At 38.3% G+C, this 15,259-nt stretch carries 12 protein-coding genes; all 12 read left to right on the top strand.

From position 1 onward, the window contains the following. Window positions 1-7: 7 nt before the first annotated feature. The 12 genes from V7K98_RS04840 to V7K98_RS04785 all read left to right on the top strand — a co-directional run bounded on the left by V7K98_RS04840 (window position 8) and on the right by V7K98_RS04785 (window position 15,246). Window positions 8-1,093: an acyltransferase family protein gene (locus V7K98_RS04840; protein WP_335019693.1), complete on the top strand. Its 1,086-nt coding sequence runs from the start codon at window positions 8-10 to the stop codon at window positions 1,091-1,093. Window positions 1,094-1,124: 31 nt separating this feature from the next. After that, a complete protein-coding gene (locus V7K98_RS04835; RefSeq protein WP_335019692.1) occupies window positions 1,125-2,300 on the top strand; it encodes a glycosyltransferase family 4 protein in 1,176 nt (391 codons plus the stop codon). 386 nt (window positions 2,301-2,686) lie between these two features. Continuing rightward, entirely contained in the window at window positions 2,687-3,829 is a 1,143-nt protein-coding gene (locus V7K98_RS04830; protein ID WP_335019691.1) for a glycosyltransferase, read from the top strand. 36 nt (window positions 3,830-3,865) lie between these two features. Next, window positions 3,866-4,843 (top strand): phytanoyl-CoA dioxygenase family protein, encoded by a 978-nt coding sequence (locus tag V7K98_RS04825; protein WP_335019690.1) that lies wholly within the window; start codon window positions 3,866-3,868, stop codon window positions 4,841-4,843. Window positions 4,844-4,849: 6 nt separating this feature from the next. Continuing rightward, window positions 4,850-5,995: a glycosyltransferase family 4 protein gene (locus V7K98_RS04820; RefSeq protein WP_335019689.1), complete on the top strand. Its 1,146-nt coding sequence runs from the start codon at window positions 4,850-4,852 to the stop codon at window positions 5,993-5,995. A gap of 68 nt (window positions 5,996-6,063) precedes the next feature. After that, window positions 6,064-7,245, top strand: a complete 1,182-nt coding sequence (locus V7K98_RS04815) for a glycosyltransferase (protein ID WP_335019688.1) — start codon at window positions 6,064-6,066, stop codon at window positions 7,243-7,245. Between the two features lie 222 nt (window positions 7,246-7,467). Next, window positions 7,468-9,285, top strand: coding sequence for an asparagine synthase (glutamine-hydrolyzing) (gene asnB / locus V7K98_RS04810; protein ID WP_335019687.1), 1,818 nt, complete (start codon window positions 7,468-7,470; stop codon window positions 9,283-9,285). A gap of 238 nt (window positions 9,286-9,523) precedes the next feature. Next, the gene (locus V7K98_RS04805) at window positions 9,524-10,711 is read left to right on the top strand and encodes a glycosyltransferase (protein WP_335019686.1); all 1,188 of its coding nucleotides are present in this window, start codon (window positions 9,524-9,526) and stop codon (window positions 10,709-10,711) included. A gap of 139 nt (window positions 10,712-10,850) precedes the next feature. Continuing rightward, on the top strand, window positions 10,851-11,630 hold the full coding sequence (locus V7K98_RS04800) for a glycosyltransferase family 2 protein (protein WP_335019685.1): 780 nt from the start codon (window positions 10,851-10,853) through the stop codon (window positions 11,628-11,630). 278 nt (window positions 11,631-11,908) lie between these two features. Continuing rightward, window positions 11,909-12,610, top strand: a complete 702-nt coding sequence (locus V7K98_RS04795; protein ID WP_335019684.1) for a class I SAM-dependent methyltransferase — start codon at window positions 11,909-11,911, stop codon at window positions 12,608-12,610. 243 nt (window positions 12,611-12,853) lie between these two features. After that, complete coding sequence (locus V7K98_RS04790) at window positions 12,854-14,602, top strand: carbamoyltransferase family protein (RefSeq protein ID WP_335019683.1); 1,749 nt, start codon at window positions 12,854-12,856, stop codon at window positions 14,600-14,602. A 260-nt stretch (window positions 14,603-14,862) separates the two neighbouring features. Further along, window positions 14,863-15,246 (top strand): DUF4346 domain-containing protein, encoded by a 384-nt coding sequence (locus tag V7K98_RS04785; protein WP_335019682.1) that lies wholly within the window; start codon window positions 14,863-14,865, stop codon window positions 15,244-15,246. The last annotated feature ends 13 nt before the right edge of the window (window positions 15,247-15,259 follow it).

Here is a 15,259-nt window from a genome sequence, read left to right as displayed (position 1 = left end):
CAATTTAATGATTCAAAAGCGAATTAATTCATTTGATGGTTTAAGAGCAATAGCTATATTATTGGTTTTGCTAGATCATGCAAAAAATACTATTCACTTCAAGAATGATATTTGGGATTTAGTATCAATATTCATAGCCAATTCCAGCTTAGGAGTTAGGCTATTTTTTGTCCTAAGTGGCTATTTGATTACCGTAATTTTGTTAAAGGAAATTAATGAAAGTGGTATTATTGATCTGAAGAGGTTCTATGTGCGCCGTGCAATCAGGTTATTTCCCAGTCTTTACTGTTTTATCGTGGTGGTTTTCATTATTAATTTGATTGCTCATTTGAATATAAGTGCAGAACAATTCATAGCAGCAGCAACTTTTACATGGAACTATTTAGGCCCTTTTCATAATGGTTCCTTTCAAGGAACTTGGTTTCTTGGTCATTTATGGACTCTTTCATTAGAAGAACAATTTTACTTACTCTGGCCTCTAATTTTATTGTTGTTAGGAATTAACAACTCTCGTAAGTTATCATTTATTTTAATTTTATCGATGCCGATTATTCGTGTAGCTACCTACTTTTTATTTCCTTCAGTTAAAGGATATTTAAACATGATGCTACATACCTCGATAGATAGTATTATGGTAGGCTGCCTAATGGGTATTCTGACTCTATTTCCTGTCTTAAGTCAGCGTATATATAAATTGAAGGGATTTTCCATAGTAATATTACTTGTCTGGCCATTGTTCATTACTCCCATTTTGGATCACTTAATTAGAGGTTATTTAATCTCTATAGGTCTAACCATAGATGCCATAATTTTAGGAATACTGATTGTCTGGCTCCATGCTAACCCGCTTTCCTATGCAAATAAATTACTGAGTATACCAGTCATTGTTTACATAGGAAAAATCTCCTATAGTTTATACATTTGGCAACAATTATTTTTAACTAATGATAATACTACTATTTCAGGAATTTTTCCCTATAATGTTGGGTTTAGTTTTTTGGCTGGACTTGCTTCTTATTACTTAATTGAAAAACCTTGTCTGAAACTAAAAAATAGTAATAAGCTTTCAGCATTATTAGGATTAAATCAATAATATATTCAATTTATTCAATATATATGATGACATGACAAAATTAGCAATTATCTCAACCCATCCTATTCAATATTACGCACCTTGGTTTCGCTATATTACTCAGTCCACTAATCTTGATATTCGGGTATTTTACCTTTGGGACTTCGGTATTACTCCACAGATTGACGTGGGTTTTAAACAGGTTCTTCAGTGGGATATTCCACTGTTAGATGGATATGAATATGAATTTGTGCCTAACCTGAGTACTGATCCCGGTGTCCATCATTTATGGGGATTACAAAATCCATCTTTAGTATCTCAGGTAAAAGCCTACAATCCTGATGCGGTGCTATTGATGTGCTACAACTATGCCAGCATTTATCGCTTTTTATCGCACTGGAATTCTCTTCAGATACCATTACTATTTCGTGGTGATTCTCATCGGTTATTACAGCCGACTGGTATGAAAGCATGGGCGCGTCGGCAATTTATTACGCAGATTTATCATCGCTTTGCTGCCTGCCTTTACGTGGGTAAAGCTAACTATGATTACTTCCGCTACCATAGAGTTTCAGAAAAAAGTTTGTTTTTTTCTCCCCATGCTGTAGATAACGATCGCTTTTTTACGCAAACCGAGAGTGCCAAACAGCAGGCAATTATTTGGAAGCAGGAATTGGGCATTCCATCACATCATGCAGTAATTCTCTTTGCAGGTAAATTTGAATCCAAAAAACGTCCTTTGGATTTACTCTTAGCTTTTTTAGAAGCAAATATCCCTCAAGTATCGCTACTGTTTGTTGGTGCAGGCTCTTTAGAAGAAGACCTGAAATCCGCAGCAGTTGGTCAATCAAATATATACTTTGCTCCCTTTCAAAATCAATCCTTGATGCCCCGCACCTATGCGGCGGCTGATTTAGTTGTGTTGCCTAGCTATGGTTCTTCAGAAACCTGGGGACTTGCAATTAATGAAGCAATGTGCATAAGTCGTCCAGTGGTTGTTAGTAGCCATGTAGGGTGTGCCCAAGACCTAATCGATCGCAATCAAAATGGACTGATTTTTCCTGCGGGTAATGTGTCTGCCTTAGCTAGTAGCCTACGCGAAGCGTTTTGTGATGGGGAACGTTTACGGCGCTGGGGAGAAGAGAGTCGGAGAATTATTTCTCAGTATAGCTATGCTCAAGCAACTCAGGGACTAAAACAGGCCATTGACTATACAAACTCAGTTTGAGGGAAGGCTTAATCTTTAGGAAAATAGCTTTTTAAATGGTCATTAAAAGTTTTAAAAATATTTAATTAGAATAAGGGACTTCCAAATAAAAAAATACTCAACTACTTCTTATAGGGTGGGCAACATGAGCGCCCGTAATCATTGGCACTCATGTTGCCCATCCCACAAGATTGGATAATTTATTTGTTGGAAGTCCCTAATGTAGACCATTATTGTTATAAGATACTTATGTAACTCATCAACTCATAAATTCGTTTTAAAAACTGTTAGCTTGACTTATTAAAATTGTCTTAAAAATATCCTGATTTCCGTTGTTTTTAGTACTATGTCTGTGTCAAGAATACAATTCAACCTTTATTTATCAGCATCAAGTATTTTAAAAAACTATGGGTAAACATAGATACCACTGCCATCTTTGGTTTCCTGACCTATTCAACGCTACGGGAGGAATTCAGCGTTACTCGTTTTTCTGTTTCAAAGCATTCCAAACTCTGCACCCCGATTTTGCCTATGATATTTTCATTAAGCACGATACTGATGTAGGATCAAAGTTGCCCAATTTGTGCTTTCACCCATCTGGCAGCTGGCCGCTATCCCTACGCACACCAGCTTTTGCAAGCCAACTAATTGGTTTTGGTTTTTGGCAGCGTCCAAACCTGATCTTTTCCAGCCATCTAAACTTTAGTGTTCCGGCTTACCTGTTGAAACGGCTATTTGGCATCCCTTACTGGGTTGTAGTACACGGAATTGAGGTGTGGAATCTTCAGAATTCAAATCTACAGACAGCTCTTCACCATGCCGATCGCATTTTAGCCGTTAGTCACCATACTCGCGATCGCCTCCTCAAAGAACAAAACCTTGATCCTGACAAAGTTGTAGTTCTACCTAATACCTTCGATGCTGATGATTTTCAGATTGCACCCAAGCCTGATAGCCTCCTCAAAAAGTATGGTTTGAAACCTGAACAACCTATTATCCTCACCGTCGCTCGCCTTGCCAAATCAGAGCAATACAAAGGTTACGACAAAATTCTGGCTGCCTTACCCCAAATTCGTCAAGCTATTCCTAATATTCATTACGTTTTAGTAGGTAAAGGAGACGATAAACCTCGAATTGAAGAACTAATTTCTAAATATCAACTCCAAGATTGCGTAACCTTAACTGGCTTTATTTCTGATGAAGAACTTAGCTCTCATTACCATCTGTGCGATATATTTGCAATGCCAAGTAAAGCAGAAGGATTTGGTATTGTTTACCTAGAAGCTCTCGCCTGCGGTAAACCCACCCTTGGAGGTAATCAAGATGGAGCATTGGATGCCCTGTGTAAGGGTGAATTAGGCGCACTTGTCGATCCTGACGATATAGAAGCGATCGCCCAAACTATAATTCAAATCCTACAGGGCACTTATTCTAATCCTTTAATCTATCAACCGGAGGCATTAAGAGAAAAAGTAATTAAACAATTTGGTTTTGAACAGTTTCAAAAAACTCTTGGTAATTACTTAGAACAAGATTTTACATCTATTTAATTTTTTGAACATCATCACAAAGGAAATTAATCAACCATGTTTCATCCAGACTTTGCTAATTTCAGTACTAACGAAATAGTTAATGACCTCAAAACCAAGGGATACTTTGCTTTTGAACAGGCGATAAACAGTCAGTATGTTGAAGAACTACTTCAAGAAATTAATTTCAGTCAACTACTGCTGAATAATAATGATGTTGGTGTGGTTACTGCTCAAGACATCAAGTTTTTTACCCATTGTCTAGCTGGCTCTAAAAAAACATACGATGTCATTACCTCTAAACAAGTTTTGGATGTGTGCAAAGAATATTTCACTGATGATTACAAGTTAACTAATCATCGGGTTTATCAAACATCTCAAAATTCCCACATGCCTTGGCATACAGATAATAATCGCCAAGTTGGTAGACAATTATCTGAAAAACACAATATGCCAGGTCTGTTATTTTTGTTTTATTTATCTGATGTTGAAAAGAATGCCTTTCAATACATAAAAGACTCTCATCATTGGTCTCGCAAATATAGCCACGAAATCTACCTTAGCGATAGCTACATCGACAATACGTATAGCAAAGATATACTAACATTTCCGATGCTAAAGGGAAGTCTGATCTTATGTGATATCCACGGAATACATAGAGCCGAACCTTTTCAAGATAAAACTTACAACAGAACCACGTTGCTTTTTCAAGTCGATCAGGTTGGTAGTGAAAATGTCGGACATGGTGAGAAAAATATAGTGAATACTGAGTACCTTGAAAATCTCACACCAGAGGTAATGAGTTATCTGGGATTTGGTTTTAAGAGAGATTACCCGGCTTTTCCTAACACATCAATCGCTACGATGAAGCTTCAAGATATTTTGGATCTACAGAAGCAGTTGTTACCCAAGACATTAGAGGCTCTTAACAAAAATCTCATAAAATCTCTATTGCCTGCTGAAGCACTAATTAATGCCAAGCGACTCCTCTGGCATTTTAAATCAAAATACTCTAACCAAAAAACAAAAGTATAGCAATTAATGAAAATTTTGTTGATAGGTAATTATCAACTAGATGCAATCCGAAGTATGGATATCTTTGCTTCTATGTTAGAAAATTACTTAACCCAGCTTGGGCATCAAGTCCGAATTATTCGCCCAAATCCTTGGTTTGGGAAGTTGCTTTCATCGGCAAATTCACTCAGAAAATGGTTAGGTTATATTGATAAATTTGTGTTTTTCCCAGCACAATTGCGTCAAGCATTATCTTGGGCAGATATAGTTCATATATGCGATCAAGGTAATGCCGTTTACGTAAAATATTTGGGAAATACACCCCACGTCATTACTTGTCATGATTTATTGCCAATTCGTTCTGGTTTGGGGGAATTTCCCGAATATCAGACTGGATGGACTGGTAAGCAATTCCAGCAAATGGTGATGAGAGGACTCAACCAAGCGCATAAAGTTGCTTGTGTTTCAGAACAGACTAAAAGTGATGTTTTACGTCTTTCTTCTCTGTCTAAGAGTTCTGTATCTTTGATTACTATGGGTTTAAACTATCCCTATACCCCGATGACAGCTACAGAATGTCAAGCACGTTTAAAAGCTTTGGGAATTCCTCAAAACTGTCAATTTATTCTGCATGTAGGGGCAAATCACTGGTACAAAAACCGATTGGGAGTTTTATCAATCTTTGATCAGCTAATTCTACAACTGCAACAACCAGAATTTTACCTAGTTATGGTGGGTGAACAGATGACTGATGAAATGCGTCAATTTATCAACATACATAATATTAGGCAAAAGGTAATAGAGTTAGTAGAAATTGATAACGAAAACCTTAGAGCCATCTATTCTTGTGCTACGGCTTTACTTTTCCCTTCTCTCTATGAAGGCTTTGGTTGGCCAATTATAGAAGCTCAATCTTGTGGTTGTCCTGTTTTTACATCCAACCGTTCTCCAATGAATGAGGTAGGGGGAGAAGCAGCTATATATATAGAACCCGATCAGCCGAAAGAAACCGCAGAAGAAATAATTCGTAATCTACCCACTTTAAAACAGATGAAGTCAAAAGGATTTTTAAATTCTCAAAGATTTTCAGCAGAGAAAATGATTTCCGAGTATATTGAACTTTATCATCAAGCTATTAATGAAAAATCTGACAAGAAAGTAAAAACAATTTAATTTTATAGTTCTTGATTTTTTTTAACTTAAATGGTGTATCTTACTAAACTGTGCGGCGGATATCCGCTATGAAAGTTCTCCATGTGATTCCCTCTGTTCCTCTGGTACGGGGTGGGCCAAGTCTTGTTGTTCTGGATATGGTTAAGGCATTACGAGCTAACAATGTTGATGTTGAGATTGCCACGACTAACGATAACGGTGATTACTTACTTGATGTTCCTTTAAAAAAACTAATTGAATACAAGCAAGTTCCAATCTGGTTTTTCTCTCGCTTTTCACCCACTGTAAAAGTTGTCAGAGAATACGCCTTTTCTTGGCAGTTAACAGCATGGCTCTGGGATAATATCTCCCAGTATGACATTCTACATATTCATGCCATTTTCTCTTATACATCAACGATGGCAATGGCGATCGCTCGTTTGCAAAACATCCCCTATATTGTTATCCCACATGGTTTATTATCCAAATGGTCTTTGCAGCAAAGCACGTGGAAAAAGCAAATTTACATGAGGCTAATCGAGCAAGCTAACCTCAACCACTCTCAAGCTATCCACCTTACCTCCCAATTAGAAAAGCAAGAAGTTGCTCAATTGGGACTTAGCACCCCCAGTTTTGTATTACCACACGGACTTTTTCATCAACCCCAGATTCTTCATGCTCGTTCTCTACTTCGGCAACATCTCAACCTGCCAGCAGATGAACCTCTAATTTTATTTTTATCCCGTTTGCATCCTAAAAAAGGGCTAGACTATCTTATCCCGGCATTAGGCAAACTCACTCATCACCGTTTCACTTTTGCGATCGCAGGCAGTGGTTCGCAAGAGTATGAAGCGGAAATTGAGTCAGCGCTGGTTTCAAATGGCATTCGCGATCGCACCCATTTTGCGGGATTTGTTGCTGGAGAAACAAAAAACCTTTTCATCCAAGGTTCGGATCTATTTGCCTTGACATCCCACGCCGAAAACTTCGGTTTAGCAGTTCTAGAGGCTTTAGCCGTAGGTGTTCCCGTTCTTGTTACCCCTGGTGTGGCTTTGGCTTCTATAGTTCAAGAACACCAACTGGGTTACGTTCCCGAATTAGATGTGCTGGCGATCGCCAAAGCTATAGAAGAACATCTCACTCATCCCCAGGAAGCTAAAGATATGGGCGATCGCGCTCGTCAAATGATTAGAGAACAATATACTTGGGACAAAGTAGCAGCCAAAATGGTTGAGATTTATCAACATATTATTTTCAATCATAATTCTTGAAAATAGTAAAATCTATTTCAATAAAATAGGACTTACGCAGAACTACACGTGGTAGGGGTAATTCATGAATTACCTCTACCGGAGAATCTACGTTTGGACTATTTTTTGCGTAAGTCCTGTAAAATTTACTATAGCAATTTAGCTATTTGCGAAAATTGATCGGGATTGTTGTTGAAAAGTTCTTGAATCTCTTAAAAACGCTTAGTAATTAAATTATCTTTTATGTGTGGTATTGCCGGAATTTTAACTAAAACTGAAATAAAAAATAGCCTAGAAACTTTGATGCTGAGAATGCAAACTGCTCTACAGCATCGTGGCCCTGACGATCAAGGAATTTATATTTCTCCAGATAGAGAAGTTGCTTTTGCTCATACTCGCCTTTCTATTCTTGACCTCAGTGCCGCAGGACATCAGCCGATGTCTACACCTGATGGACGCTATTGGATTACCTTTAATGGGGAAATTTACAATTTTTTGGAATTACGACAGACTCTAGAAGCAAAAGGCGAGAAGTTTTATTCACAAACAGATACTGAAGTTATTCTTAAACTTTATCAGCAGCAAGGAGCAGAATGTGTCAATAATTTGCGGGGAATGTTTGCCTTTGCTATTTGGGATAACCAAGAACAAACCTGCTTTATTGCCCGCGATGCTTTAGGAATTAAACCTTTATACTATTGGCAATCTGGCTCAACTTTAATATTCGCCTCAGAACTTAGAGCAATTCTAGCAACAAAATTACCTAGCATTGCCTTAAGTCCAGAAGGTTTATATGGCTATCTTGTCAGTGGATCAGTACCAGAACCTCACACCCTAATTGCAGGGATTCACTGTTTAGAAGCTGGTCATTGGTTACGCTGGCAAGCAGGCAATCTGAGAAAACAACAATATTGGCAAATTAACTTTACTTCTGAAGCAATTTCTCTAACAGAAGCCAAGGAGAAAGTTCGCAATGCTCTGATTGATTCTATCGAACATCACTTTATCAGCGACGTACCAGTAGGGATTTTTCTTAGTGGTGGGATTGACTCAACCTCAATTGTTGCCTTAGCACGTCAAACTCAGAAAGGTAGTTTACGCACCTACTCAATTGCTTTTGAAGAAGATGAGTGGAATGAAGGAGAACTTGCCCAAAAAATTGCTAAAGAATTTGACACAGATCATACAGAATATAAAGTTACAGCATCGTTAGGAAAAGAACTATTACCAAAGTTTTTAGGAAGTATCGATCAACCCAGTATTGACGGCTTCAATACTTTTTGTGTGTCCCAAATTGCTCACAAAGATGGAACTAAAGTAGTTTTATCTGGATTAGGGGGAGATGAGTTATTCGGTGGTTATAAAACATTTCAACAAGTGCCAAAGATGGTGCGATTGGGTCAGCAACTCCAGAAAATTCAACCCATCAGCACTAGCATCGGTAAGGGATTAGCATCTTGGGGTAAATCACCACGAACCCAGCGCTTAGGAGACTTTTTACAGCAAAAGCCAACAACCGCAGCAGCTTATCGCAGTTTCAGGGGAATTTTCTCCCAAAGAGAAGCCTGGAAAATTACTCAGCACTACTTCAAAGATTCTTCGGTTCAACTCCCAAATTCATGGGAGAGAGGTGTTTTTCAAAATACAAGTATATCAACAAATCTTCCTTCTTTAGAAGACGAAGTGAGCCGACTAGAACTAAGTTGTTATATGCGTAATCAGTTATTACGGGACGGCGATGTTATGAGTATGGCATGGGGGTTAGAATTGCGAGTTCCCTTAGTGGATCGCGCTTTATTAGAAACTATCTCCTCTATTCCCAGCAAAATGCGTCTCGCACCCGGTAAACAGTTATTAATTCAGGCAGTTTCTGAATTACCAAGTTGGGTAGTTAATCGTCCCAAACGAGGATTCTTTTTTCCCTTTCAAGAATGGATAGAGAAAGATTGGAGCGATTATTTTCCAAACCATGAACTAGGTACAGATATTAACCTAATATTATGGTATCGTAATTGGAGTTTAGCGATTTTCCAGCATTGGTGGAATGAAATTTCTGGATAAATATAATCCTCTCTACAATATTCTAGTAATGGAGAAGAAGATTACAAATTTGGTAGCTATTGGCTGACTTTGATGTTGAAATAAATTTTAATGAACCATATTTAAACTTTTTATCTTTATTTAGTGTTGATTTGAGATATTAGGTACTGAGAGGTAAATTTTTTGTTAACTTAGAACTGTCTAGTTATTTTTCCCTCCTGTACTAGTTCAAAACGTTAAAGTTTTGGATAAACATGACATGAAAATCCTGCATATTATTCCTTCCGTAGCATCAGTGCGAGGTGGGCCTAGTCAAGCAGTGGTGGAGACAGTTAAAGCACTACGAAATTTAGGTATTGATACTGAAATCGTCACTACTAATGATAATGGCAATGATTTATTCGACGTACCTCTTGGCAAGCCTATAGATTATAAGCAAGTACCAGTTCGGTTTTTTTCACGCTTTTCTCCTAAAGTTAACTTCATAAGAGAATTTGCCTTTTCTAGTCAGTTAACTACATGGTTGTGGCAAAATGCTGCTAGGTATGATTTATTACACATCCATGCTATTTTCTCCTATGCTTCTACGGTGGCAATGGCGATCGCCCGTATTCAAGGCATTCCTTACATTGTTCGCCCACTAGGACAACTCTGTGAATGGTCACTTCAGCAAAGTGCCTGCAAAAAACAGATTTATCTCAACTTGATCGAACGGGCTAACATCAACCACTCTCAAGCGCTTCACCTTACCTCTGAACAAGAACAGCAAGAAGTTTCTCGTTTAGCTCTCAGATCACCTAGTTTTGTTCTACCGCACGGACTCTCTATTCCTTCTACTATCTCTAATGCCCGTTCTCTATTTCGAGAACACTTGAAAGTCCCAGCAGATGAACCAATAATTTTATTTTTGTCACGCTTGCACCCCAAAAAAGGACTAGATTATCTCATCCCCGCCTTGGGCAAACTTACTAATTACCGTTTCACCTTCGTTATTGCAGGCAATGGTTCCAAGGAGTACGAAGCGGAAATTGAGTCTCTTCTAATCTCAAATCGCATTAGCGATCGCACTTGCTTAACTGGATTTGTAACTGGAGAGACAAAAAACTTATTTATGCAAGGGTCTGATTTATTTGCCCTCACCTCTTACTCGGAAAACTTCGGAGTAGCCGTCTTAGAAGCTTTAGCTATGGGTATTCCCGTTATTGTTACCCCTGGAGTTGCTTTAGCTACTGTTGTACAACAAAACAAACTTGGTTACGTTCCCGAATTAGATGTGCAGGCGATCGCTAAAGCTATTGAACAATATCTCACTCATACTCCTGAAGCTAAAGATATGGGCGATCGCGCTCGTAAAATTATTTCGGAGAATTACACCTGGGATCAAGTAGCTGTAAAAATGGAGCAAATTTACGAATCTATCATACAATTTTTTCCTATTAACAGCTAGCTTAGATAATCTTCATAAATTATATGGAGAAAGATTAAGTCAGTAATCAATATTGAGTGATAAAAAATTTAAAATGCTAGTTAAATATCATTATTTTTGACTTAATCTAAGTTTTTAATAAAACCTTTAAAAAATATTTATGCTATCGTCAGAAATAACTCCGTTGATTCTCACTTATAACGAAGCCCCAAATATTCGTCGCAACCTCCAGAGTCTCACCTGGGCAAAATCAATCGTTGTAATTGACAGTTTCAGTACAGATGAAACTTTAGAGATTTTAGACTCCTATCCGCAAGTGCAAATCTTCCAAAGACGATTTGATTCCTTTGCTGCCCAATGTAACTACGGCTTAGAAAAAATCACATCTGAATGGGTGCTTTCTCTAGATGCTGATTATGTCTTAACCGATGAGCTAATTAATGAAATTATTGCATTACCAATAGAGCCTGATGTACATAGCTACAGCTTCAGATTCAAGTATTGTATCTTTGGTAAGCCCCTACGTGGAACTCTACTTCCGCCCCGAAATGTACTCTATAGAAGAGAAAAAGCGATTTATAAAGATGATGGACATGCCCATCGGGTTTGGGTTGACGGCAATTCCAGAATGCTTTCTGCCTATATTCATCACGACGATCGCAAACCCTTGAGCCGTTGGTTGTGGGCACAGGATCGCTATATGTTGATTGAAGCTAAAAAACTACTAGAGACTCCAAAAAGCGAACTTAGTTTTAGCGATCGCATCCGTAAACAAATAATCCTGGCTCCCTTCATCATCTTAATCTACTGCCTGATCGTCAAAGGTGGTATTCTTGACGGTTGGCATGGTTGGTACTATGCATTTCAGCGTGTCCTAGCAGAAATTATGTTAGCAATTCGTCTATTAGAGTATAAAAAATTAAATAAATTGGATATATAGCAATCCGCAATCATTCATGAGAAAACACTTAAACTTGAATCTAGTTTAATTTTTAACTGAAGATATGCATATCTATTGCTAGCAGTAAATTAATATATAGAACTAGTATTTGATTTTTGAAATACACGTAGTAACGCACCAAATCCCTATGAATACTGCGTTACGGAAGCCCTAACACACCCTAAATTACCTAATTTTATTCAAAAATCAAATATGATTCACTTAGGATTGCTATATGAAATTAAGAGTTAATCTCAATATTTAAGTTCAATTTAACCATGAAATCTAACTTTTTAGTTTATCCAAAATATATGAGCTACAGTAGTAATGTAAGTCAAAATGGTGTCTGTTTGCATATTGGTTGCGGATTACATGCAGCTAGTGGCTGGGAGAATATTGATGCTTCTCCCAGTCTAAGAATATCTAAAATTTATATTGTTGGTCGCTTTCTGCTATCCCTATCTCATGGGCCGAACTGGTCTAAAACAGTTCAGTATGGCGATGTTGTCAAAGGAATCAGAAACAAAGAAAATAGATGTCAACTTATTTTTGCCGCCCATGTCCTTGAGCATTTAACTCTAACAGATTTCCATATTGCTCTGACTAATATTTATTCATATCTTGAACCTGGAGGTACTTTTCGTTTTATTGTTCCTGATTTAAAACAATATGTAGACACCTACATTAAACATTATTCAGATCCGGCATTATCTATTAAAGCTTCTGAAGAATTTATGGCGGGTTCGTTGCTTGGTAGTATAGGCAGTCGAAAAAGTTTATACCACAGATTACGTGAAGCATTATCTAACTCTAAGCATCAATGGATGTGGGATGAAGCATCACTTTTAAATACTCTTACCAAACATGGCTTTAAGAGTGTAAGGATGTGTCAATATGATGACTGGTCAGATTCACGATTTAGCATGGTCGAAACGAAAGATAAATATGGATATGCTATTGGTATTGAAGCAATTAAATGATTTATAACTGCTAAATTCCTAGTATCAGAAGGCAGAAGGAAGCAGAAATAAATGTCAATTTTAGATAAATAATGCCCTCTGCCTCCTGCCGCAATCTCTCGTGGAGCTTACGGTTTAAGCCCCACCGCAAATCTCTGATTTTGTGTCCTGCAATCAGTGTCTGTTCGCGCAGCGTCTCTGAAAGAGAAGCCCACACTGCAAGAGCAACCTCCTGCCTCCTTCACTTTATCAATTTTAATCATAATGAATATCCTCGGAATTAACGCTTACCACGGTGATGCTTCAGCTTCTCTTGTCCAAGATGGCCAACTGATTGCTGCTGTTGAAGAAGAACGGTTTAATAGAGTCAAACATTGGGCTGGATTTCCCGCAGAATCTATTCGCTATTGCCTGAAAGTTGGTGGTATTAGTGCAGGAGATTTAGATCATGTGGCGGTATCTTTTAATCCCAAAGCTAATGTAAATCGTAAACTCCTTTTTACTCTCCAACAACGTCCTTCCTTATCATCACTTTTAGATCGGTTTAGCAAACAAAGTAAATCTACAAGTCTTAAGCAACAGTTGGCAGAAGCTTGTTATTCTACACCTGACGAGATTCGGGCTACAATCCATAACCTCGAACACCACACAACTCACTTAGCCAGTGCCTTTTTCATTTCACCCTTTGAAAAAGCAGCCATCTTATCTATTGATGGTATGGGAGACTTTGTGAGTACCTTAGCAGCTGCTGGTGAAGGGAATCGTTTAGAGTACTTCGATCGCACTCACTATCCTCACTCTATTGGTTATCTTTACAACGCCATCACCCTTTATTTAGGCTTTCCCGCTTATGGAGATGAATATAAGGTGATGGGATTAGCACCTTATGGAGAACCAGAATATTTAGAAGCATTTCGGCGAATTATTTATCCTAAAGGTGATAGTTTTGAGTTGAATTTAGATTACTTCAATCACCATGAGCAAGGTATTGCCATGAAGTGGGAAGATGGAGCGCCCATTGTTGAACCTTTCCACAGCCCAGAACTAGAAAAATTATTGGGGCCAGCGCGAGATTCCAAATCAGAAGTTACCCAAAAGCATCAAAACATTGCTGCTTCTGTGCAAGCGGTGACGGAAGAAATCATTTTTCATTTAATTAATCGATTGAGCGATCGCTACAAGAGTGAGAATCTCTGTTTAGCAGGCGGCGTGGCAATGAATTCTGTTGCTAATGGCAAGATTACTCAAAATACTCCCTTCAAGAATATTTATATTCCAGTGGGTGCTGCCGACAATGGTACATCAATTGGCGCAGCCTTCTTTATCTGGAATCATCTACTCAAGCAACCACGTAACTTTGTTTTAGATCATGCTTATTGGGGTTCAGAGTTTACTGATGAAGAATGCTTACTAGCATTGCAAGCGCACGATTTGCAACCTCAAATCCGAGAGCGAGAAGCACTGCTACACCACGTTGTTGACGCACTTTGTGAAGGTAAAGTAGTCGGTTGGTTCCAAGGGAGAATGGAGTTTGCGGCAAGGGCTTTGGGTAATAGATCCCTCATCGCCGATCCGCGCCGTGCTGATATGCGGGATATTATCAACCTGAAAATCAAATTCCGGGAAAAGTTCCGTCCCTTTGCTCCCAGTATTTTGGAAGAACGGGTAGGCGAATTCTTTGAGGTTGATGAACCAGCGCCATTTATGGAAAAAGTTTTCAAAATTCGCCCTGAAAAAAGAGAGCAAATTCCGGCTGTCACCCATGTTGATGGTACTGGGCGCTTACAAAGTGTCAGTCGCCAAACTAATCCTCTTTATTGGGATTTGATTAATACCTTTGCTCAACGGACTGGTATTCCCATCGTTTTAAATACGTCTCTCAACGAAAATGAACCGATTGTTCGCACACCTACAGAAGCTATTCAGTGCTTCTTGAGAACTCACATGGATGCATTGGTTTTGGGTTCCTATTATGTAGAACGCAAAAATATTAAATCAGAATCTAGGGTGTAGGTGAAGCGATCGCGCATTGGTGAGCAATAAGATTCCCGACTTCTTTGAGAAGTCGGGAATCTGCGGGTTGCAATTCTCACAAACTAAATAGGATTGCTTTTTTGAAGAGATGTATAATTTATACCGATCAGAGGATTAATTTTTCAGTAAAAGAAATTACAAATATCTTAAAGATATAAATAATCCTAAGTAAGATAGGAATTACACTTGATCTAGAGTGCAAAAACCTTAAAGAGAGAAATTTTCTTTTTATAATGCTTATGGATTTAATAGTTGAAAATTTAGCCGCAATTGATGATAAACTTTCCCACCGTCATATTGACCTCGATCCAGGTGGATATTTCATTATTTACTTGGATAAAGATGCACGGTTAATTTATGCCAAGCATTTTACAAATGTGATTGACGATCGCGGTTTAGCTATCGATCCCGAAACAGGAAAGGTAATTCCGGCGCGAGAAAAGGTAGAACGAACTTACACAACGGTTTTTAGCGCAAGAACGGCGAAAGAACTTTGCGTGAAAATTTTTGAAGAAATTCAGCCCTCTCCTGTTACCCAGTTAGATCATGCAGCTTATTTAGGTAGAGAATTTGTCCGGGCTGAGGTGGCTTTAATAACAGGACAAGAGTATGTTCAAGATTAAAGTTAGGAGTTAA

Origin of the sequence: Nostoc sp., assembly GCF_036917435.1 — a bacterium.
Classification (GTDB): domain Bacteria; phylum Cyanobacteriota; class Cyanobacteriia; order Cyanobacteriales; family Nostocaceae; genus Nostoc.
Note: the sequence above shows the minus strand (reverse complement) of the source record. Positions and strands in the feature narration are given on the sequence as shown.